16 protein-coding genes, 1 tRNA gene and 1 pseudogene are annotated in these 22,480 nt (G+C 34.9%); 7 read left to right on the top strand and 11 right to left on the bottom strand.

Translation table 11 applies throughout. The features are described from left to right. Window positions 1–135: 135 nt before the first annotated feature. On the top strand, window positions 136–1,176 hold the full coding sequence (locus tag QSV08_RS14130; RefSeq protein WP_324024156.1) for a DNA cytosine methyltransferase: 1,041 nt from the start codon (window positions 136–138) through the stop codon (window positions 1,174–1,176). 27 nt (window positions 1,177–1,203) lie between these two features. On the opposite strand, the gene QSV08_RS14135 is transcribed toward QSV08_RS14130, so the two are convergent. From QSV08_RS14135 to QSV08_RS14175, 9 genes and pseudogenes are all read right to left on the bottom strand, one after another. Continuing rightward, the gene (locus QSV08_RS14135) at window positions 1,204–1,998 is read right to left on the bottom strand and encodes a type II CAAX prenyl endopeptidase Rce1 family protein (RefSeq protein ID WP_324024158.1); all 795 of its coding nucleotides are present in this window, start codon (window positions 1,996–1,998) and stop codon (window positions 1,204–1,206) included. 187 nt (window positions 1,999–2,185) lie between these two features. Further along, complete coding sequence (locus QSV08_RS14140) at window positions 2,186–3,016, bottom strand: class I SAM-dependent methyltransferase (RefSeq protein WP_324024160.1); 831 nt, start codon at window positions 3,014–3,016, stop codon at window positions 2,186–2,188. 50 nt (window positions 3,017–3,066) lie between these two features. After that, window positions 3,067–4,836: an efflux RND transporter periplasmic adaptor subunit gene (locus tag QSV08_RS14145; RefSeq protein WP_324024162.1), complete on the bottom strand. Its 1,770-nt coding sequence runs from the start codon at window positions 4,834–4,836 to the stop codon at window positions 3,067–3,069. Between the two features lies 1 nt (window position 4,837). Then, window positions 4,838–5,033 (bottom strand): annotated as a pseudogene (locus QSV08_RS14150) (DUF305 domain-containing protein); the annotation flags it as partial. A 123-nt stretch (window positions 5,034–5,156) separates the two neighbouring features. Further along, window positions 5,157–5,732 carry a DUF3347 domain-containing protein gene (locus QSV08_RS14155; protein ID WP_324024163.1) on the bottom strand — a complete coding sequence of 192 codons (576 nt, stop codon included), beginning with the start codon at window positions 5,730–5,732 and terminating at the stop codon, window positions 5,157–5,159. A 33-nt stretch (window positions 5,733–5,765) separates the two neighbouring features. Beyond that, window positions 5,766–6,983 carry a TolC family protein gene (locus tag QSV08_RS14160; RefSeq protein ID WP_324024165.1) on the bottom strand — a complete coding sequence of 406 codons (1,218 nt, stop codon included), beginning with the start codon at window positions 6,981–6,983 and terminating at the stop codon, window positions 5,766–5,768. Beyond that, a complete protein-coding gene (locus QSV08_RS14165; RefSeq protein WP_324024166.1) occupies window positions 6,980–10,732 on the bottom strand; it encodes an efflux RND transporter permease subunit in 3,753 nt (1,250 codons plus the stop codon). Before QSV08_RS14165 ends, QSV08_RS14160 begins: the two co-directional genes overlap by 4 nt. Window positions 10,733–10,856: 124 nt before the next feature. Further along, window positions 10,857–11,270, bottom strand: a complete 414-nt coding sequence (locus QSV08_RS14170) for an HYC_CC_PP family protein (RefSeq protein WP_324024168.1) — start codon at window positions 11,268–11,270, stop codon at window positions 10,857–10,859. Window positions 11,271–11,514: 244 nt separating this feature from the next. Then, window positions 11,515–11,594: transfer RNA gene (locus tag QSV08_RS14175), tRNA-Leu, on the bottom strand. Between the two features lie 191 nt (window positions 11,595–11,785). On the opposite strand from QSV08_RS14175, the gene QSV08_RS14180 reads away from it, so the two are divergent. The 3 genes from QSV08_RS14180 to pth all read left to right on the top strand — a co-directional run bounded on the left by QSV08_RS14180 (window position 11,786) and on the right by pth (window position 14,107). Further along, complete coding sequence (locus tag QSV08_RS14180; RefSeq protein WP_324028377.1) at window positions 11,786–12,727, top strand: ribose-phosphate pyrophosphokinase; 942 nt, start codon at window positions 11,786–11,788, stop codon at window positions 12,725–12,727. A gap of 40 nt (window positions 12,728–12,767) precedes the next feature. Further along, window positions 12,768–13,391 (top strand): 50S ribosomal protein L25/general stress protein Ctc, encoded by a 624-nt coding sequence (locus QSV08_RS14185; protein ID WP_324024169.1) that lies wholly within the window; start codon window positions 12,768–12,770, stop codon window positions 13,389–13,391. Window positions 13,392–13,477: 86 nt separating this feature from the next. After that, the gene (pth, locus tag QSV08_RS14190; RefSeq protein WP_324024171.1) at window positions 13,478–14,107 is read left to right on the top strand and encodes an aminoacyl-tRNA hydrolase; all 630 of its coding nucleotides are present in this window, start codon (window positions 13,478–13,480) and stop codon (window positions 14,105–14,107) included. Here pth and QSV08_RS14195 read toward each other — a convergent pair. Together QSV08_RS14195 and QSV08_RS14200 are read right to left on the bottom strand one after the other, a co-directional pair. Then, window positions 14,104–14,790 (bottom strand): hypothetical protein, encoded by a 687-nt coding sequence (locus QSV08_RS14195; protein WP_324024173.1) that lies wholly within the window; start codon window positions 14,788–14,790, stop codon window positions 14,104–14,106. The genes pth and QSV08_RS14195 overlap by 4 nt on opposite strands. After that, window positions 14,787–18,551: a reprolysin-like metallopeptidase gene (locus QSV08_RS14200; RefSeq protein ID WP_324024175.1), complete on the bottom strand. Its 3,765-nt coding sequence runs from the start codon at window positions 18,549–18,551 to the stop codon at window positions 14,787–14,789. The genes QSV08_RS14195 and QSV08_RS14200 overlap by 4 nt, the downstream gene beginning before the upstream one ends. A gap of 53 nt (window positions 18,552–18,604) precedes the next feature. Here QSV08_RS14200 and QSV08_RS14205 point away from each other — a divergent pair, with 53 nt between their 5' ends. The 3 genes from QSV08_RS14205 to serS all read left to right on the top strand — a co-directional run bounded on the left by QSV08_RS14205 (window position 18,605) and on the right by serS (window position 22,220). Further along, window positions 18,605–19,531, top strand: a complete 927-nt coding sequence (locus QSV08_RS14205) for a bifunctional riboflavin kinase/FAD synthetase (RefSeq protein WP_324024177.1) — start codon at window positions 18,605–18,607, stop codon at window positions 19,529–19,531. A 2-nt stretch (window positions 19,532–19,533) separates the two neighbouring features. After that, on the top strand, window positions 19,534–20,865 hold the full coding sequence (locus QSV08_RS14210) for an HTTM domain-containing protein (protein ID WP_324024179.1): 1,332 nt from the start codon (window positions 19,534–19,536) through the stop codon (window positions 20,863–20,865). Window positions 20,866–20,948: 83 nt separating this feature from the next. Beyond that, complete coding sequence (serS, locus tag QSV08_RS14215; protein ID WP_324024181.1) at window positions 20,949–22,220, top strand: serine--tRNA ligase; 1,272 nt, start codon at window positions 20,949–20,951, stop codon at window positions 22,218–22,220. The last annotated feature ends 260 nt before the right edge of the window (window positions 22,221–22,480 follow it).

Here is a 22,480-nt window from a genome sequence, read left to right on the forward strand (position 1 = left end):
TAAATCTCAATTATCGAGTAAAATAGATGATTGATTTAAAAGCAATTTGAAATTCTAAAATGTATTTTTGCCTTCATGTGATGTGTTTTCTAAAAACTTTCAGAGAATTTAAATAATATAGAATAGCGTAAAAAAATGAATATAGTATCCTTTTTTGCTGGAGCAGGCGGACTAGATCTTGGTTTTGAACAAGCTGGTTTTAATGTGATTTGGGCAAACGAATATGATAAAGATATTTGGGAGACTTATGAAAAGAATCACCCCAATACTACATTCGACAAAAGAAGTATTGTTGATATACCTGCGGATGATGTACCCGATTGTGACGGAATCATTGGCGGACCACCATGTCAAAGTTGGAGCGCCGCTGGTGCAGCTAGAGGTATTCAAGATAAAAGAGGACAGCTATTCTATGATTTTATTAGAATACTGGAAGCAAAGCAGCCCAAATTCTTTTTAGCAGAAAACGTAAGCGGAATGCTTATTGGCAAACACAGTACAGCACTTGATGGTATTAAGAATCTTTTAAAAAACGCTGGTACAGGTTATGACCTTTCTTTTCAAATGCTAAATGCATCTGACTACAATGTGCCACAAGACAGAAAGAGAGTTTTCTTTATAGGCATTAGAAAAGACTTGAATTTTAAATATGAATTCCCGACTGAGACTTTCCCTAAAATCACTCTTGAAACAGCCATTTCAGACTTAAAGGATGCGGCAATACCTGCGCTAGAATTCAATAATACGAACGGCAAAAAGTGTACTATTCCCAATCACGAGTATATGATCGGTGGTTTTTCAACCATGTACATGTCTAGAAATCGTGTTCGTAATTGGGACGAACAATCATTCACCATACAAGCAGGTGGCAGACATGCGCCTATACATCCGCAGGCACCAAAGATGAAGCTTATTGAAAAGGATGTTCGCGTATTTGTACCAGGTAAAGAAGATTTATACAGAAGGTTAAGCGTACGAGAATGTGCTAGAATACAGACTTTTCCCAATGATTTTACCTTTCACTACAAAAAAGTAGCGGCCGGCTATAAAATGATCGGTAACGCAGTACCCGTTAACTTAGCGAAGTTTTTAGCTGAGAGTATTATGAAGCAATTAAAGGCTAATGATAAATTAAAAAAGAAGCAAAATACAAAAGCTGATAAATTACCTGTCTAGATAATATATAGGCAGGTAATTTATTTTTTAAGCCTTATTTAATTTATTCGACGATTCAAAATTTAACTTCGGCGGCATAAAATACATGAAAATCAACATGACCACAAAATAAAGAACTGCAAATACAGTATAAGTATAGTCACCCGCATCTGGTGAAATCGGCAACAAAACAAGAGACATATTTAACATCGATTGTATTACCAACACACATATTCCACTTTTAGTTTTTGAGTATACAATAGCGCACATACCAGCAGCTCCCATCATATTTAAAAATAATGGCCATACTGGCAAATCTTCTATTACTCCGACATTAATAAAAACGGAAGGTAACCACCATAAAGACCATACAAAGCCGATAACCTGAGTTGCGTAAAATGGTTTAGTGATTTTCGAAAGTTCACGAAATGCATAACCTATCCATACCACTTCACCTAGAAATGCCCAAGACAAAAGAAACAAAGTGAATTTTAAGCTAGGTATATAAATTTCGAAATCTAGAATGGACATGTCTCCATTATAAAAAGCTACAATTACCAATGTCATTAAACCTATGGTAAATGCGAATAGTAAGCTAAATAGATACCACTTTGGGTGCACTTTCCAAACTAGCATAGGTCTAAACAAATTCTTTATACCTTCATTACCTTTTGTAATTTTTACAATAAAAAGCAATAAGAACATTAGTGCGTAAAAGCGACCGTTTGTATATGGAAAAAATTCTATAACCCCCTTACTTTTCAAATAAGTAATAACAAAATTAAGTAAAGGCGCGAGTGCTAAAAACACCCATATTTCGTACTTTTTTAAAAAATTAATCATTTTTGTAATCATCAGTAAATTTCTAATTCTAGTTTGGTACTTGTTACCTATTATTATGAGTTAATCGCTTGATCAAAGAATTACTTGCTAAGATAGTTTTATCATTGTTTTTCACAACACATTATAGTTATTTGAACTATCATTATATATTAAGCACCAACCTCCATGTTATTTTAAACAATAACGCTCAAGTATTCATTACTCCGAAAATTCCAAAATGATCTTCATGAATTTTACCTGGCGCCTTAGACTCGTGCCATAAACTAAAACCCGCATTTTTAAAAAGTCGTAAATAATCATGAGAAAATGATCGCTCCACACCATAAGGTTGAGAATTTGGATTCTTTGTGAAATCAATATTTGCTCCAATGGGCTCAATAGCAATAAAGATGGAAAATCCTAATTCGTTTAAATAAGAAAAGAATTTCTGTAATCGTTGTTCTGAAAAATATTCAAGGACACCACCTGAGGTAAAGATTATCATGTTATTGGTTCCATTTTCTTTAATCCATTCAAATCCATCTGCCGCTACAAATTCAATTTTAATGTTTTCATCATACAGTTTTTGATTGAAATTAATTTGCTCAACGCTTAAGTCAATTCCAACAAATCTTTCAATCTGTGGAAATTTAGAGCTCAAGTAATCCAAAACATCCCCATTTCCTGTGCCAATTTCAACCATGGTATGAAACTCTTTATGAGTATCTTTTAATATATCATGAAGCTTCTCAAATACAGGTAAACAATTGGGAAGAAAAAAATCTTTTAATACATTCTCTTTCTCAGAAAAATATTTTCTACCTGTTTCTTTCCAAAAATTTTCATGATACTCTGCCAACATGTTGAAATCTTGATTTTTTTCAGCATTTTTCAAAAGTGCCGAACGCATGAAACGTTCACTTAAACTAAGTTCATTTTTGACATTAAAGCTTATACCTTTTTTTATTAATGTTTCCACTTTTTCGGGTTGTAACTTAACCAAAAATGCTCCAATAAATTCTTTAATTATTTTTTTCATCTACTAGTATGCTATCGCATTAGCGATTCTAATTTTATTTTTTTGAAAGATTACTCAATTACACTTACAACACTACCACAAGTCAACATACCACTGTCATAATATGGATTCCTAATTTCTTTTTCCATACTTAGCCATCTAGCACCTTTATTTTCATTAGCCATTGGGCATTCTTGAACATATATCGGTTCTGAAGACGATTGAAGATTCATTGCAATAGCAACAACATTCTCATTCAAAATCACTAGGTAATTTCTTTGTTCGCCTATGTCTACACTATTGCCAATAGCATTAAACATTTCTATACTTTTTTGTAAATGCGCTTTCTCCATTTCTCCTAAGTCTTTTACTAATAATGTCTTGAATTTGGAACTTGCCACTTTTGCTAATGATGCAACTTGTGTTGTATTACCCGCCACAAAGGCATCTTTCATTTTCAAATATTCATTTAATGATTTTGAAAAATTATTTTGAAAAGTTTCTGGCAATTCCATCTTCATACTATAAGATGATTCCATTTCATCATTTGTTGACTCTAAGCCCATATGATGTTCATGACCAGTCATTATCTTGCCTCCCGTTTTATTCATCATAGATTTTTTACCCTGTAGCTGTGCTGCAGCATCCATGGTAAACGTACCATTAGTAACAATCTCCTCTCCATTTTGCAAACCTTTTGAAATCGTAAAATTTTCACCGTTTCGGTTACCAATAGTTACTTCTCGCATTTCAAAAACTGGCTCATTTGGATTTGTTCTTACATAAACCAATGATCTTTCTCCTGTCCACATCACAGCACTTGCAGGAACGCTTATCATTTCATCATTAATGTCCACTTTTCTAGTAAGTTTACCCGTTACAAACATGCCAGGCTTGAACAAGCCTTCTGTATTTTTAAGAATAGCTCTTACTGTCACCGTACGTTTTGCATTGTTCAGCATAGGGTCTATAAATGATATTGTCGCTTCAAATTCTTTAGTATAGGCATTACTTAATACCTTAATTTTCTGACCAACTTTTAAATTAGAAATTTGATTTTCGTAAGCATCAAACTCCGCCCAAACAGAATTTAAATTGGTTACTTCTAAAATTGGTTGACCCTGCTTTACATAGTCTCCCTCTTTTGCCATTACTTCTGAGACTGTTCCTGAAACTGTAGCGTAAATGGAAAAATTATCGCGAACTTTTCCAGAAGATTCTATAGCGTTTATTTGACTCTCTGAAAGCTTCCAAAGTTTCAATTTATTTCTAACCGCATTATACAATGCTGGTTGAGATTCTTTTAATGATGCTGTAGTAAGAAGCTCTTGTTGCGCCGCAACGAGGTTAGGTGCGTAAATTGTTGCTAATAATTGACCTCGCTTTACTTTTTGTCCCTCGTAGTTGACATTCAAACGCTCTAAACGACCATCAAAATAGCTTGCTTGAACAGCATTGGTCTCTTTGTTTACAGCAATTTTTCCTGAAAGTGAAATAATTCTATCGCTGTCACCGTCTGCAAGATTTCCTACAATGGTAGTTTCAATATTTGCTAATGCCATTGCATTCGCGGTCATCTTTATTTCATTGACAGCAAGAACTTCCCCACCAACATCAGCAAGAATCAAATCCATCCCGCAAATAGGGCAATTACCAAACTCTGGCAACATAATCTGTGGATGCATTGAGCACGTCCACATTTCATTAATTGAAACCTCCGAATGGTTATGATCATTTGTCACTTCTGCATTGATAGAATCTGAATTATTGTGGAATATCAAATAACCACACAGTAGCCCTAAGACCGCTGCAATACCTAAGTAAAGAATATTCTTTTTCATACTATTTTTGGTTTTCGAAGTGTTGAATCAACACCTTCATTTCTTCAATTTTACGTTTCTGAGCTTTAATAATATCGTTAGCCATTTTTTTTTACTTTAGGATCTTGTATATCTGCTCGTTCACTTGTTAAAATGGCAATTGAATGATATGCAATCATTGCTTTCACCCATAAAATATCGCCTACAATAAAAGCCTGAGTAAGGAAGTGGTTAAACACTAACCATTAACATATAACTCTACTTCCTACATCAGGACTTTAGTCTGTAGTATCTTTTAAACTCATCATATTTTTAATTACAAATCGTTTCAACAATACTATTTAATTGATTTCCTTTTGCACTTTCCCACAGGTAAGCATTTTACTGCCGTAATACGGGTTTTTAATATTATTGCTTTTACTCAACCAAGCACTACCACCATCATACATTGGGCAAAACTGTTGGTATAAAGTGTTTTCTGTTCCTGTAAACGCTACCATATTAGTTAAGTCTTTACTTAAAATTTTAAAGTGCTCTCGCTGTTTTACTATATCAGTTTCTGAAATATGCTTAGATTGTACCGTTGCATCTGCTATAATACCTGCTAATTTCTCTAGTTTATTTTCTGAATACTTTGACTGATCAAGACTACCTAATGATTTAGCAAGTGTATTGCCTAAAGTTTTGGCTTTATCGTTATCATCATCTACTAATGCATCTTTAAGGTTAAAGTAATCTGAAAGAATAGTTTCTACCTTTACTTTTTCTGAAGCACTCATAGACATTTTTTTTGCATCATTCATTTCTATCTCTTCTGAGGAAACTTCGTTACCTTTTTTCTCATCTTTACAAGAGATTGTCACTATCATCATGGTAGTTAATGCAATCGTAGCTATACTTTTATTTACTGATTTCATATTTTTATTTTTTATGTAGTTTTTTAATTTCTATTATTGAATTAGATAGTTAAGAATTGATTGTTGGGTATAAAAAGATCGAATTGATTCTATTTGATTTAATTGAAATTTTAACTGTAACTCTTGTATATCCAACAGGTCATTAAAATCAATAGTTCCCGTTTCATAATTTTTAATTAAAATATCTTCTGCATCCCTAGCCTGTTTTAAATTTTTAGACTGGGTTCTATACTTTATTTGAGCTTGGTTACGTTGAGAAAGCGCTTTAGAAAAAGTAGTATTTAGTATATTGTACCGTTGATTTTTTTGAAACTCTATTTCTTTTTGTCGAAGCTCGTTCTGTTTAGAGATTGAAGTGTATTTGCTATTAAATAGGGGAATAGAAACGGAGACCATAGGCATTATAACATCTTTACCATTATCTGCAATTACCATATCTGCGCGCTCACTTACTGGCAAATAATCTAGCCCAATACCAATTGTAGGTAAACTTTCTCGCTTATTCACCATTTCTGATTGAACTATAGATTCATACAGTTTATTATATTTTAATAATTCTGGATTTAAGGAAAGTACATCTATATCAAAGACTTCATTTTCTTCTGGCAATTCTAAATGAACTACCGAACTAATTTCAAAATTGATATCTCTATTAAGCAAATTATTAAAAGCTACTTTTTCTGCTTCAAATATTTCTGACAATATCTCTTTTTGCTGTTTTAATTCATTCTGGCGAATTTGTAAACGTAAGACATCAACCGCAGATGCTTTACCTGTTTCTACAGATGTTAAAGCCAAGCGCTCATAAGTTTTTAAAAGTTGAATATTCTCTTCTAAAATTAGTTGTTTGGTGCTTGACTCATATAAATTGTAGTAAGATTGAGCTACTGATAATCCCAATTTTCTTTTCGCAATTGTAACTTCAATATATTCCGCTTCAGCCATTGAGCTAGCATAATTTTCGCGTGCGCTTAGCGTACCAAACCAAGGCAACATTTGCTTTACCCCTATTCTTGCACGTTGGGCACCAACCCTAGTTTCTGTTTCACTTACGAAATAACCTAAACTAAACTCTGTATTTGGAAGCCAATTAGCCTCCTTAATCTTCTCTTCAGCAATAGCATATTTAATGTCGAATGACCGTACTTCCGGATTATTTTGAATAGCCTCTTCAATCAACGATTGTAACTCTTGAGCATTAACAAATGCAGTTAGAAAGAATAAGCTTATAATTAGACTTAAATTTTTCATTTGTTCACTTTTTTAAGTTCGTACTCTTTTTTCCAGCTATACAGAACAGGAACTAAGAAATAAGAGGTTATATCTATGATCATTCCTCCAAATATGGGAATAGCCATCGGTATCATAATATCACTTCCCTTTCCCGTAGATGTTAGTACAGGCAGTAGTGCCAATATGGTAGTTACGGTAGTCATTAAACAAGGACGAATACGTTTACCTGCAGCTTCTAAAGTTGCTAGTCGAACTCCTGTTTTATCAGTAGGGTTTTCCCTATCAAATGTTTGGGTGAGATAGGTGGCCATAACTACACCATCGTCAGTAGCAATGCCAAACAGCGCAATAAAACCAACCCAGACAGCTACACTTAGGTTAATGGTCTTCATATTAAAAAGTGTCCGTAGATTTTCTCCGAATAAACTAAAATTAAAAAACCAATCTTGTCCATATAACCAGATCATAATAAAACCACCTGCAAAGGCAACAGAGATTCCTGTAAACACCATTAATGATGTGGCTACCGATTTAAACTGAAAATATAAAATCAAGAAAATAATTAACAGGGCCATAGGCACTACTATTGAAAGTGTTTTCTCTGCCCTTAGTTGATTCTCATAGGTTCCGGTAAAGCGATAACTGATGCCCTGCGGAACTATTAAACTACCGTTTTCAATTTTTTGCTCAATTCGAGCTTGTGCACTTTCTACGACATTAACTTCAGCAAAACCATCCAATTTATCAAACAAGACATAACCTATTAAGAAAGTGTCCTCACTTTTAATAACCTGTGGTCCTTGTTCATATCTTATATCTACAAGATCTCCCAGAGGTACTTGTGTTCCATTATTAATTGGAACATATATATTTTTCAAATCTTCTGGGTTCGACCTTAATTCTCTGGGGTAACGAACTCTTACTCCGTAACGTTCTCTACCTTCTACTGTTTGCGTAAGAGACATACCGCCAACAGCTACTTGTAAAACATCTTGAACGTCCATTACTGTTAATCCATAACGGGCTAATTGCTTTCTTTTAATGTCAATAAGCAGATATGGCTTACCAACGATACGATCTGCAAAAACAGCTTGTTTTTTTACACCATGAACCTCTTTTAAAATGGTTTCCAATTGTAATCCAAAATCTTCAATAGTTTTTAAGTCGGGACCTTTAACCTTAATACCCATAGGAGCTCGCATACCGGTCTGTAACATTACAAGTCTAGTTTCAATAGGTTGTAATTTTGGAGCAGATGTAACTCCTGGAAATTTGGTTACCCTAACTATTTCATTCCAAATATCATCTGGACTGTTTATTTCTGGTCGCCAGTTTCGATAATATTCTCCGTCGTCATCAGCAATTAAATCCCTATTAGTGGCTATTGTTTTTAATTTTGAAGGTTCATAATTTACATCATCATCTATATCATTGTTCGGGTTAATGATGTACTTGTCATGCTTAAGAACAAACAATCCGTCATCGTTTACCTTGTAACGTTGTCTTTCTCCATTACTATTTCTCATATATTCAGACTTATACTGAATCATGTTTTCATACATAGATAAAGGAGCTGGGTCAAGTGCAGATTCTGTTCTACCAGATTTACCAACCACAGTCTCTATTTCTGGAATACTCGCAACAGCCATATCTAGTTGTTGTAGTACACGCTTATTTTCTTCAACACCAGCATGCGGTAAAGAAGTAGGCATTAAAAGAAAGGAGCCTTCATTAAGAGCAGGCATAAATTCTTTCCCAGTATTTCTCATAATAAGAACGCCCAGTATTAAAACAACCGTAGGTATTGTTAGAAACAGAAGTCGGTTCTCTAAAGCCCAACGAAGAATTTGGTCATAATACTTTTTAAAAACTGTAAATACACCCAATAGACCAAAGCAAATAATAGAAACAAAAATCAAATTCATGATTATACTTCGATTAAACCCTAGGGGTCTCCAATATTCTGCAAGTAAGACTACAATCGCTAACGTTGATAGTACGATGTTTATCAAATTCGCTTGTTTCGATGAAATAAAAGACCTGATCTTTAAAAAAGCCACAGCACCAAAAGCAATTAACAATAAACCCAACCAATAGCCATAAAGAATGGCAATACAACCTAGAATTATTAATAATCCATTAATAACATATGTCGTAGCTGCTTTTAAATTTCTCTTTCTAAAAAGAAATGCAGCGATTGGTGGTATTAAGAAAAGTGCAATTACCAAAGATGCCGTTAACGCCATGGTTTTGGTAAATGCTAGCGGACGAAAAAGTTTACCTTCTGCACCTACCATTGTAAATACAGGTAAAAAACTAATGATCGTAGTTAGAACAGCTGTCAATATTGCCCCAGAAACTTCGGCGGTTGCGTTATATATAATTTCATTGGTTGTATATTCTACACCATTTGCTTGAAAGCACAATTTCTCATCTTCTAGATGCCGAATCATATTCTCTGCGAGTATTACCCCAACATCTACCATAGTACCTATGGCGATTGCAATTCCAGATAATGCGACAATATTAGCGTCTACATTAAACAGTTTCATGGCAATAAAAACCATCAATACCGCTACAGGTAATAAACCCGAAATAAGTATAGATGCACGTAGATTGAACACCATGACTATAATTACAAGAATAGTAATAAGAATTTCTAGCGTAAGCGCTTCGTTTAACGTGTGTAAGGTTTCTTGAATAAGTTCTGTTCGATCATAAAAAGGGACAATCGTTAACTGAGATGTACGTCCATCTTTCAAAACTTTTGAGGGTAGACCCGATGAAATTTCTACAATCTGTTCTTTTACATTATTAATTACCTCTAATGGATTGGCACCATATCTAGCAACCACAACGCCACCTACAACTTCAGCACCTTCTTTATCTAAAAGACCTCTTCTTGTTTGAGGACCTAAATGAACATTTGCAATATCCTTGATATGTATAGAAGTATAGTCCTTTGAAGTAACCACAGCATCTTCTAAATCTGAAATAGATTTTACATAACCTAAGCCACGAACCAAATATTCCGCTTGATTCATTTCTAGAGTCTGTACACCAATATCTTGATTAGACTGCTTAACAGCCTTAACGACATCGCCTAAGCCAATACCATATTGACGCATTTTTTCTGGCTCAACATCTATTTGATATTCTTGAACATACCCGCCAATAGACGCTACCTCAGAAACACCACCAGCAGAAGCCAACCCATACTTTACATAGTAATCTTGAATACTTCTAAGTTCTTGTAAATCCCATCCTCCGGTGACATTACCATCCTTATCTCGACCTTCTAAAGTATACCAGTAAATTTGCCCTAATCCTGTAGCGTCAGGTCCTAATGTGGGGTTTACACCATCGGGTAGCAAACCACTTGGCAAGGAATTTATTTTTTCTAGAATGCGGCTTCGAGTCCAGTAAAATTCAACATCTTCCTCGAAAATGATATAAATACTAGAAAAGCCGAACATAGATGAACTACGAATAGTTTTAACACCAGGTATTCCCAAAAGGGTGGTTGTTAAAGGATAGGTGATTTGGTCTTCTATATCTTGCGGAGACCTACCTGCCCATTTGCTAAAAACTATTTGTTGGTTTTCACCTATATCTGGTATTGCATCTACAGCAACCGGATTAGACGGTAGAATGCCGGTATTCCAATTAAAAGGAGTACTTACTATACCCCAACACACAAAAAGTGAGAGTAACAGTACAGCAACCAATTTATTTTCTATGAGAAATTTAATGCTTTTATTTAGCATATATCATTGATATTAAATAGTTGAATGAAAAGTTTTGAGGTTTAAAACTAAAACAACAAAACTTGCCCAAAACAGATAACCTGCTGGGCTCAATTTCCGATAGAGATCGGAACTATTTAATAAATCAAATTAAAAAAGTCTGGTGCAGCACTTGCACATCTTGTTTGACAAACGGAGGGGGGTAATCCTTAAAAGAAATCTTTTTAGAAGCTACTCCTTTAAAAAGATTTAAATAAGAATATGTAAATGAAGTAATAAATATCTGTTGATCAAAAGAAAGTTGATCAAACGAAACTTTCATGTTATCGGCACCTTCCACAATTAATTGTGTATCTGTACAACAAGACTTCTGCGTGATATTTAAATTCTCACAGTCAGTCTCTACTTTTTCCATTCCGCATGACTTAACCTGCTCAACGATTGAAAAATCTACCAACATATCGCCACAATAGTGCATATCTACACTGAATGACATTGTAGTCAAAAGAACTACAACTGCCATTAAAACAGATACAAATTTGTGAGCTAACTTCTTCATTTAGTGCAATATTAATAATTAAAACAATACGGCTGGTACTATTTTAACAATTCTATTGATTCTATAAACCTCAAACTTGATATAACAATATTATATTCATAGCAGATCATAAATTGATTGACACTAGACCTTTAAGTAAAAAAAATAAAAAATAACGCTAATCAAAACTAGAATATTTTTTGTGGTAAATTCAAATTAAAAATCCCTAACAATCTATATATTAGATTATTAGGGATTTTAGAAGTACTCGAGGCGGGAATCGAACCCGCACTCCGAAGAACTGGATTTTGAATCCAGCGCGTCTACCAGTTCCGCCACTCGAGCATATTTTACCGTTAAGAAACGGCATCCTGTAAAACAGGACTGCAAAACTAAATAATTATTTTCTTTCCAACACCAAAAATATCAAGATTTATGCATTAGCAACCGAATTTAATTTTTAAATTTGCACCTCCTTAAAAACAAAGACCTCAATACTTTATTGAAGCAACTGTTTGGAAAACAACAAGAAAGACATGCCATACCAAGTTCCACAACCGAAAATATTTGCTTGTACACAAAGTAAAATCTTAGGCGAGAAAATCGCTAAGGCTTACGGTGCAGAAATAGGTAAAATATCTTTTTCCCGATACAGTGACGGGGAGTTTCAGCCATCGTTCGAAGAATCTATTCGCGGAACGCGAATCTTTATTATCGGTTCTACACACCCTGGTCCTGAAAATTTGATGGAAATGTTGTTAATGATAGATGCCGCAAAAAGAGCATCTGCACGTCACATTACAGCAGTTATGCCATACTTTGGTTGGGCTAGACAAGATAGAAAAGATAAACCCAGAGTACCTATTGCAGCAAAATTAGTTGCTAAAATGCTAGAAACAGCAGGTGCTACTAGAATTATTACAATGGATTTACATGCTGATCAGATACAAGGGTTCTTTGAAAAACCTGTTGATCATCTTTTCGCATCTACGTTATTTTTACCATACCTAAAAAACTTAGGCTTAAAAGACCTTACTATAGCTTCACCAGATATGGGTGGTTCAAAAAGAGCCTACGCATATTCTAAAGCATTAGATAGCGATGTTGTTGTTTGTTACAAACAAAGAGCGAAAGCCAATATAATTTCACATATGGAGTTAATTGGTGATGTACAAGGTAAGAACGTAGTTCTTGTCGATGACATGGTAGACACTGCAGGCACATTGACCAGAGCAGCTGATTTAATGATGGAACGTGGTGCTAAAAGTGTAAGGGCAATATGTACACATGGTTTATTGTCAGGTGATGCATACGAGAAAATTGAAAAATCGAAATTAACGGAATTGATCATTACAGATTCTATTCCGATCGAAATAAAGAGTGATAAAGTAAGAGTATTAAGTTGCGCTAATCTATTTGCCGAGGTAATGGATAAAGTACACAACAATAACTCTATTTCTTCTAAGTTCTTAATGTAAGTTAGAAGCAAAACAAGAATATTAATTTTTAATACATATAATGAAGTCAATTACAATTAAAGGATCAGAAAGAGAAAGCGTAGGCAAAAAAGCAACCAAAGCCTTACGTAATGCTGGAAAGGTTCCTTGCGTAGTATACGGAGGGGATAAACCATTACATTTTTCAGCAAATGAACTAGCGTTCAGAGATTTGGTTTACACTGCAAATGCGCACACAGTTGCAATTGAATTAGATGGTGGAGATTCTGTTAAAGCTATCATGCAAGATATTCAGTTTCACCCTGTAACAGATGCTATCATCCATATTGATTTTTATCAATTATTCGATGATAAAATGGTTACTATGGATATTCCTGTAACATTAGAAGGAAATTCACCAGGTGAACGTAACGGTGGACGTTTATTGTTCAGAAAACGTAAACTTTCTATTAAAGCTTTACCTAGCAAATTACCTGATTTCTTCAACATTGATATCTCTAAGTTGAAAATCGGTCAAAACATTGATGTAGCATCATTATTAAATGATGATTTCACAATATTACACCCAGATAGCCAAGTTGTAGTACAGGTTAAAACTGCACGTACTGCTGTTGTTGAGGATGAAGAAGGTGAAGAAGGTGAAGAAGGTGAAGAAGGAGCAACTGAAGAAGCTGCTCAAGAGTAGTCTTTACAGTTTAAGATTCATAATAAAGCATCCTGGTACTTGTATCAGGATGCTTTTGTATTTTTATCAATTAAATCACAATACAAATGTTCAGTTTTTTTAAAGCACTTTTTACAAAACAGAACATCATACTTGAAGAGAAAGATCCCATGAAGAAATTTTTAATTGTTGGCCTTGGTAATATCGGTGATGAATATGGAGAGACCCGACATAACATTGGCTTTAAAGTACTAGACGAAGTAGCCCGCACAAATGACTTTACTTTTGAAACTGTAAAGCTTGGTGATATAGGGTCATACAAAGTAAAAGGAAGAACTATTATTTGCCTTAAACCTTCTACATATATGAACAGAAGTGGGAAGGCTTTGAAGTATTGGATGGATAAAGAAAACATACCTCAAAGTAACATTCTAGTTATAACAGATGACATCAATTTACCTTTCGGCACCATTAGAATCAAAACTAAAGGTAGTAATGGAGGTCATAATGGATTAAAGGATGTAGAGCTGTTTCTACAGACTATACTTTACAACAGATATCGTTTTGGAGTTGGAGCTGACTTCGGTAAAGGCAGACAGGTAGAATACGTATTAGGGCAATGGAGCGAAGAAGAAAAAGCACTAATGCCAGAACGATTAAAGAAATCAACCGAGATTATAAATTCGTTTGCTCTAGCGGGTATTGCTAGAACTATGAATCAATTCAATAATTCTTAAAGAACTTTAAACGTAAAAACACCAGTATCTGATTTATTACCTTCTTCATCAATAACAACAACTCTCCAGTAATACACCGTATCTGATGTTACAGATACTTTTATACTTGTTACTGGTGATGACAATTCTCGAATTAAGGTTATTGGTGGTGTTTCTACAGAGAAATACACTTCATAACTAGCGATATCATTATCTAAATCAGAAGCAGACCAAGAGAGTTCAACCTCGTTATTAATATCTTTAAAAACATTATCTGAAGAAGCCGGACTTATAATAGTTGCTGGAAAAGGTGCAAATGTGGTTCTAGATCCTGAATTATAAAAATACCATTCTTTACTAGATACCGTTTGCTCTACTTCACTATTTCTAGAGCGTACAAACCATGAAAATTGCTCGCCTTTTGCCAAAGGTAATTGTGCAGAATTCGATGCCGATACAATGGTCTGTACTGTACCAGTGGCGATATTAGTAACACGTAATTCATAGGTCTCCGTATTATCTGCCGATCCCCAGCGAAACTCAACTCTACTCGTCTCTTCGCCTAAACTCGTACCTGTAGTGCATTCAGAATTCTCTTCTGGAAAAACCAAGAGCACTGCTTCAGGTGGGTTTGCAGCACTTTTCTTTTTACAACTGGTAACAGCCATAAACAAACACGTAATAAGTACTAGAAAGCGCATCATTCTTTAATTACTTTAGAAGTTCCATTTATTGTTCTACCCTCATACTTTAAGTAATAAATACCTGTGGACAGTGGACTCAAATCTAAACTTATGATTCCGTTTAATGGTAGCATAGAATTACTAGAAATATATCTGCCGTCGGCACTAAAAATACTTACAGTTACTTCTTCTTGCTGAGCACCTAAATAGACTTGAACAATATCTTTTACAGGATTAGGATATACAACTGGCTGTACATAAAAACCTATCTGCTCTTCATAAACACCCTGGCATGGTATATCTGTAAAAACCTTTAAAGTATTCAATCCTTTATCTAAATCTAGCGCTACTGTAGATTCTTCTGTTTGTATCGCTACTCCGTTCAGTTCTATAGTATAAAATGATGCCCCTTTCATTTCAAGTGTTACTTGAGAGCCATCTACCGCAATTTTAGAAGTTACATTAAGTGGCGAAGGTTCTGTAATCTGCACCTCAACACAATACTCTTGATACGCAATAACACCATCTGTCCCCGTCATACACAAAGTATATGTGCCAGACTCTAGATTGGCTAAATTAAAGGCATTTGAAAAATTCTGTGTTAGATTTAATCCATTACCAGAAACTATTACCTGGTAATCTAACGCCAGCTTTGGCACAATAGAGAGCGAACCATCATTATTATCTCTACACGTTTCACTTTCTAAGCTAATAATAAAGTTCTCAACAGGAAAACGATATATAGCACAACCAGAAGCATCTACCTCTTGACCGGCAGGTGTACCCAAACATAAATCATCACCATCATCAAACACTCCGTCATTATCAGCATCTTGTCTAAAATCTCCCTCTACACAAGCCTCAAGAATAAAAGAATTTAAACTACCACCATCTGAAGGAGCATTATCTTTAATTTCTAAAATCCATTCGCCTAATATCGATTCTCCATTAAAAGAACTCAAACTTCCTAAAGGTTTTACCGAACCGCTAATACCAGGATTAACCGAACAAGTAAAAGCCGGACTATCATCATCAAAAGTTGCGTTGATATTTCGTGCATCACCGCATGAACTAGAAGCCAATGTCACCGTAGTGCCTGCTGGCGATGTTAAAGTAATTACCAAATCAGCTAAAAAGGTATGTTCGATATCTAGCCTTACATTAATATCGGCTACTGGCAAATCTTCAAAAAACACGATTTTAGAAGTAATAACTGGCGTACCACTACTTGATATAGCGATTGGCATACCTATAGCGTTTTTTGTAGCGCAGTTAAACTGAACTGTAGAAAAGCTGAAAGGGGTACTAAAAACGCCCTCACCGCAATCATTTTTTGGCTTTACCCTCCAAAAATAAGTACTATTATTATCTAAAAGCGTAGGCGAAAACGAACCACCATTAACCGCGATTGACTCAATAATATTCGTAAAAGCAGCATCATCTGAAATTTCAACATCATATTGCGTATTACCAACAGATGTTTCCCATTCTAACAAGACATCGGTAGACGCGTTCTCAAAACCATCGACGGGAGAAACTAGAATTACCTCTTCAAAATTATCATCATAAATTCTTAACTGCAGCGTAATTTCTTTTGTTACCGTAGCTGCTGTAGCTAATACCCGAACAGGATAAATACCAGGATCTACCGTATCAATTCCTTCTAAATCAACTGTAACCAAAGTGTCGTCTGCATCTGCGACAGCAGGTGTAAAAGTTGCTGTAAGACCTATTGGCAAATCAAGTACGCTAAAAGTACTTTCTTCATCAAAACCTAAATTGGTCTCATATGTAAAATCAACACTTAGATCATCTGGTTTACAAATATCAAAAACAACCTCTTCAAAATTAAGTACGATCTCTGAAGGAGTAATAGAAAAAATTGCATCATTTACAGCAAAGAAAATATTGTCATCTGCCTTAATCATTATACGTCCCGTACTAGTAGCAGTATTTGGTATAATTATAGTCTGACTACCATCGTTCAAAGTGTTCTCTGCTAATAAAATAGGAAAAGTTATACCACGATCGGTAGATAAAAAGATAGAAACAGTCTCAGCATTTATGGGTGAGACATCAGTATTGGCAACATCCCAAATAATGGTTTGCACTGATCCAGCTTCAAAAGACTCCTCTACGGCTTGAGAACTTATTAAAAACGGTCCGGCTTCATTGACTACCGAAACTGACATCTCATCTGAATCTGATTGTCCGCCATTTAAAGCATTATCGCGTACGGTCAATGAAAAATTCATTTCACGCCCTACATTAGAAAGGGTTTCCCAAGCAGAACCAGAAGTCGGTACTGTCTGAGTTAGCTCTCCACTTAAAATTCTATTTAAACTAGGAAAATACCTTTCAGGAATCAGCGTAGGCGGCAAAGATCTAAAATTCGCCCCAGCAGGGTTATCAGGTCCAAATGTAGCCTGAGTAACTATTCCATTATCAATTTGCTCCCAAGTAAAACTAAGCACATTTGCCACATCAACATCAGTCGCCTCGCCCGCAAGAACAAAAGGAGTTCCTTTAGGTATAGTGTAATTTGTTAATGGAACAATAGTAGGCGGATTATTTACAAGTGCCTCAGTTACTCCGCATGAAACAGTTTCTAAATAATCTCGTATTTGAACTATGCTTACATAATGAAAGTAATCATCACTATTAGAGGCTACATTATTGACCCCTGTTATACCTGCATACCCCATGATTGTTGTACCACTGGCTGGCTCGACCTGTACCGTTGTACCTTCTGAAATATGTGAAAAAGAATGATTTGCCCCAAATTGATGCCCCATTTCATGAGCAACTAAATCAATATCAAAAGCATCACCGACCGGTGAAGATAATGTTGTGTAACCACTACCCTTTCTACTATCTGTACATACAGCGCCAATAAAACCAGAATTACCGTCTAAGGTATTATTCTGTTGATTAAAAAGGTGCCCAATATCATAATTAGCTTCTCCAATAACAGATGTTAATGTATTTTGAACTTGAGAGCTTAAACTGCCTGTATAAGGATCCGTTTCTGCATCTGTATAAATTACTAAGTCTGTATTTGCAATCAATTCTAAGGTTATGGCTAAATCGCGTTCAAATACAGCATTAATTCTAGTTAATGTTGCATTAATAGCAGCAAGTGCATCAGCCTTTGTTCCTCCATGAAATGCCGTGTATTCACCTGAAGCTGAAATAGCGACTCTAAATTTTCTTAGTGTTTGATCATCTACCAATTTAGCCGTAAGGTTTTGCGAATATTCTTTAACCTCTGGCATCGTTTTACACACAAAATCAATATCCCGCTCGTCTTGCTCTGTTCTACGATATAATATATAAGTGTCGTCAGCAGATTTCTGCATAAATAACGCTCCGTTTTCACCAGAAGTACTCATTGTACTTTGAATACCTTTTGGAGAAACACTAAACCTAATTTGGGTAGTGGCATCGTGTAGGGCAATACCCTTATATGATTTTATAGCTGGATATTTAAGTGCTAATTCTTCAGAAAAAAGATGAGAATCTTCTACTAGAAAAGGAACTAGCTTGCCCGTTTCATCTGGAAAATAAATGATATTGGAGGTTTTATGACCTGAAAGTGCTTGTAAAAATTGTTGCTGATTAAGGGTAAAAGCCGTTCCTTTATTTACTCTTAACTGTTGCTTAGTGAATTGCTTAGCCTTATTATTCAATTCCGTATTTTTCCAATAAGCAGTTTGTGCTATACCGGAAAAGGAAAGAAATACTATGGTAATTGTAAAAACTAGGCGTAATTTTGCAATCATTAAGAGGCTTTTAACTCAAAATCAAATATAAGTCTTTTTATTTTCTATCATAGGTGATTACAGTCCGCAACATTTCTAAATATAAAGAAGAACATCCTACGGTCATTACCATAGGCACCTTTGATGGTGTACATATAGGTCACCTTAAAATACTTAGTAAAATCATAAATCATGCCAAAAGTACCGAATTAAAATCTTCGGTTCTTACGTTTTTTCCGCATCCGAGAATGGTCTTACAAAAAGATGCGAATATTAAACTACTGAATACCATAGACGAAAAGATTCATATTTTAGAAAAACTTGGTCTAGACGTTCTTATAATTCACCCTTTCACAAAAGATTTTTCTAGACTTACAGCTATTGAGTTCGTACGTGATATGCTTGTAAACACCTTACATATAAAAAAGGTAATTATTGGGTATGACCACAGATTTGGACGAAATAGAAATGCCAATATCACAGATTTAATCACTTTTGGCAACACGTATGACTTTTCGGTAGAAGAAATTCCTGCTCAAGAAATTGATGATGTATCGGTAAGTTCTACCAAAATCAGAAAAGCATTAGAAGATGGTGATATTGAAACCGCTAATAGCTATTTAGGCTATGAATATATGCTTACGGGTACCATTACAAAAGGCAAAGGCATTGGCAAACAGTTAGGCTACCCTACGGCAAACCTATCTATAGCCGAAGATTACAAGCTTATACCTAAAAATGGTGCTTACGTTGTAAACAGCATTTTAAATGGAGTGGTTGTTTATGGCATGATGAATATTGGCTATAACCCAACCGTAAATGGCACAGAGAAATCGATAGAAATCAATTTTTTCGAATTTGATGAAGATTTGTATGACCAAAAAATTCAGGTTAATATTTTGGTTCGCTTAAGAGATGAGCATAAATTTGAATCTATTGATGCTCTAAAAGCACAATTGGCCAAAGACAAAGAAAAATCGCTACACTATATTAAAAAGTAATTATGCTCAATAGGTTATTATTTCAACGCATAGATAATAGCCCGTTAATCATCTTTCGTATATTTTTCGGCATACTCGTCTCCTTAGAATGTTTTGGAGCTATTGCTACAGGCTGGGTAAAAAGAAACCTAATTACACCAGAATACACTTTCCCTTTCATAGATTTCGAATTTCTACAACCATTACCTGGTTATGGCATGTATTTTTACTTCTGCCTAATGGGTCTACTTGGGTTATGTATTGCCGTAGGCTTCAAATACAGGGCTAGTATAATTTCATTTACAGTGCTGTGGACTGCAACGTATTTGATGCAAAAAACGGCTTATAACAATCATTACTACTTACTTATATTAATATCATTAATCATGTGCTTTTTTCCTGCGGAAAGAAGTAGGTCATATGATGTTAAAATGAAACCTGAACTAGAAAGCAATTCTATGTATGCCTATGTAAAATGGGCAGTAGTGCTACAATTGTTTATAGTTTACGTTTACGCTTCAGTTGCTAAAATGTACGGCGATTGGCTTGATTTCAGCACGATAGCTGTATTAATGAATTCTAAAAAGAATTACTGGCTAGTTGGTGATATTTTACAAGAACCGTGGATACATAGTATAATTGGATCTGTTGGTATTTTATTTGATTTACTCATTGTACCAGCTTTACTTTGGAAACCAACAAGAAAAGCGGCATTCTTTATTTCATTATTCTTTCACTTATTCAATTCCGTCATATTTCAAATTGGAATTTTTCCATACTTATCGATTGCTTTTAGTGTCTTCTTTTTTGAACCCGAAACTATTCGCAAGATATTTTTCAAATCCAAGAATCCGTATACTGCGTCAGAACTAATTGTTCCAACACACAAGAATGCCCTTCTATTAGGCTTTTCTGTATACTTTATTATTCAATTACTACTCCCCATTCGACATCACGCTATTGATGGAGATGTGCTTTGGACAGAAGAGGGACACCGAATGAGCTGGCGCATGATGTTACGTAGCAGACAAGGAAAAGGCACCTTTAAAGTGGTAGACAAAGACACTAAAGAAACGTTTATCATTAAACCAAAAGATTATGTCTCTCGCGGTCAAGAACGTAAAATATTTGCCTACCCAGATTTTGCATGGCAGTTTGCCCAATATCTAAAGAAAGACTTTAAGCAAAATGATAGAGATGTTTCAGTATACCTAGAAAACTCTAAGATCAGCATCAACCGCAAACCTTTTGTACCCTTTATAGATTCTAAAACTGATCTAGCGTCAGAGACTTGGTATCAAACAAAACATCACGACTGGATTCTCCCCTCAAACTTCGAAAATTCTAAAAAATAGTTTAATCTATGTTTAGTCACTAAAAGTATCCTCTATAAATATAAGATTAACGTAAATTTGCAGTCAAATACAATACATCCATAATGTTACAAATACAGACCATTAGAGATAATCAAGAAGATATTATTCTTGCCCTTGGAAAAAGAAATATTGATGCACAACCCTTAATTGAAAAAGTGCTTCAATTAGATGAAAACCGACGTGCTGCCCAAACAAGTTTGGACAACATTTTGGCAGAATCGAATAAAATTTCTAAAGAAATTGGTGTATTGTACAAAACAGGAAAAGCTCAAGAAGCTAATTCTCTAAAAGAAAAAACAGTAAAGCTAAAGGAAGAGTCTAAACAATTAGGTGATGACTTAAACTTAGCGGAAGAAGAGTTACAAACCCTTCTATATCAATTACCGAATGCTCCGCATACTTCTGTAAAGAAAGGTTCTACAGAAGAGGACAATGAAGAGATATTCAATGAAGGTGAAATACCTACATTAATTGAAGGTGCCTTACCGCATTGGGAGTTGGCGAAGAAATATGATATCATAGATTTTGAGTTAGGTGTTAAAATAGCCGGTGCAGGTTTCCCTGTTTACAAAGGCAAAGGCGCTCGTTTACAACGTGCTTTAATTGCCTATTTTTTAGATAAAAATACCGAAGCGGGATATACCGAAATTCAAGTGCCACACTTGGTAAACGAACTATCTGGTTATGGTACAGGTCAATTGCCAGATAAAGAAGGTCAAATGTACCATGTAACCGCAGATGATCTTTATTTAATACCTACTGCAGAAGTTCCTGTAACCAACATTTTTAGAGATGTTATCGTAAACGAAAGTGATTTCCCTATTACATATACAGGGTATACTCCGTGTTTTAGAAGAGAAGCAGGTAGTTATGGCGCACATGTACGTGGTTTAAACCGCTTACACCAATTCGATAAAGTCGAAATTGTACGCGTAGAACACCCTACTAAATCATACGATGCCTTAGATGGTATGGTTGATCACATAAAGAACATTCTACGAGAATTAAAATTACCGTACCGTATTCTAAGACTTTGTGGAGGTGATTTAGGTTTTACAGCTGCATTAACTTTCGATTTTGAAGTGTTCTCAACTGCACAAGACAGATGGTTAGAAATTAGCTCTGTTTCTAACTTTGAAACATACCAAGCTAATAGATTAAAACTGCGCTTTAAAGATGAAAACGGTAAAAACCAACTAGCACATACTTTGAACGGAAGTTCTTTGGCTTTACCTCGTGTGTTAGCAGGTATTCTAGAGAACTACCAAACTGCAGACGGAATTAAAATTCCTGAGGTGTTAGTACCTTATTGTGGGTTTGATATGATTGATTAATACTAGTTTTTTTACATTACTTTATAGCTTAAAAGGTATTTTGAGCGGTCTGATTGTGTTTACAATTTGGACGAAGATTAATGGTATTATATGTCGATTTTAATTTCTTTTTAAACAGACGGAACTAAAAATTTGAACGGTTCATCGAATTTTTAACGCTCTCAAATAAATTAAGATAATCCCTACAAAGATTAGCAATTGAAAATTGTAACTTGTGCTGACTCACGTTGTTTACTTACAACAAATTCAACCATAATTGC

The sequence above is a fragment of the Maribacter sp. BPC-D8 genome, assembly GCF_035207705.1.
GTDB lineage: Bacteria > Bacteroidota > Bacteroidia > Flavobacteriales > Flavobacteriaceae > Maribacter.

Excerpts from the sequence above, each read along its gene's own strand:
- QSV08_RS14130 (WP_324024156.1), top strand. The coding sequence starts at position 136 with ATGAATATAGTATCCTTTTTTGCTGGAGCAGGCGGACTAGATCTTGGT.
- QSV08_RS14135 (WP_324024158.1), bottom strand. The coding sequence starts at position 1,998 with ATGATTAATTTTTTAAAAAAGTACGAAATATGGGTGTTTTTAGCACTC.
- QSV08_RS14140 (WP_324024160.1), bottom strand. The coding sequence starts at position 3,016 with ATGAAAAAAATAATTAAAGAATTTATTGGAGCATTTTTGGTTAAGTTA.
- QSV08_RS14145 (WP_324024162.1), bottom strand. The coding sequence starts at position 4,836 with ATGAAAAAGAATATTCTTTACTTAGGTATTGCAGCGGTCTTAGGGCTA.
- QSV08_RS14155 (WP_324024163.1), bottom strand. The coding sequence starts at position 5,732 with ATGAAATCAGTAAATAAAAGTATAGCTACGATTGCATTAACTACCATG.
- QSV08_RS14160 (WP_324024165.1), bottom strand. The coding sequence starts at position 6,983 with ATGAAAAATTTAAGTCTAATTATAAGCTTATTCTTTCTAACTGCATTT.
- QSV08_RS14165 (WP_324024166.1), bottom strand. The coding sequence starts at position 10,732 with ATGCTAAATAAAAGCATTAAATTTCTCATAGAAAATAAATTGGTTGCT.
- QSV08_RS14170 (WP_324024168.1), bottom strand. The coding sequence starts at position 11,270 with ATGAAGAAGTTAGCTCACAAATTTGTATCTGTTTTAATGGCAGTTGTA.
- QSV08_RS14180 (WP_324028377.1), top strand. The coding sequence starts at position 11,786 with ATGCCATACCAAGTTCCACAACCGAAAATATTTGCTTGTACACAAAGT.
- QSV08_RS14185 (WP_324024169.1), top strand. The coding sequence starts at position 12,768 with ATGAAGTCAATTACAATTAAAGGATCAGAAAGAGAAAGCGTAGGCAAA.
- pth (WP_324024171.1), top strand. The coding sequence starts at position 13,478 with ATGTTCAGTTTTTTTAAAGCACTTTTTACAAAACAGAACATCATACTT.
- QSV08_RS14195 (WP_324024173.1), bottom strand. The coding sequence starts at position 14,790 with ATGATGCGCTTTCTAGTACTTATTACGTGTTTGTTTATGGCTGTTACC.
- QSV08_RS14200 (WP_324024175.1), bottom strand. The coding sequence starts at position 18,551 with ATGATTGCAAAATTACGCCTAGTTTTTACAATTACCATAGTATTTCTT.
- QSV08_RS14210 (WP_324024179.1), top strand. The coding sequence starts at position 19,534 with ATGCTCAATAGGTTATTATTTCAACGCATAGATAATAGCCCGTTAATC.
- serS (WP_324024181.1), top strand. The coding sequence starts at position 20,949 with ATGTTACAAATACAGACCATTAGAGATAATCAAGAAGATATTATTCTT.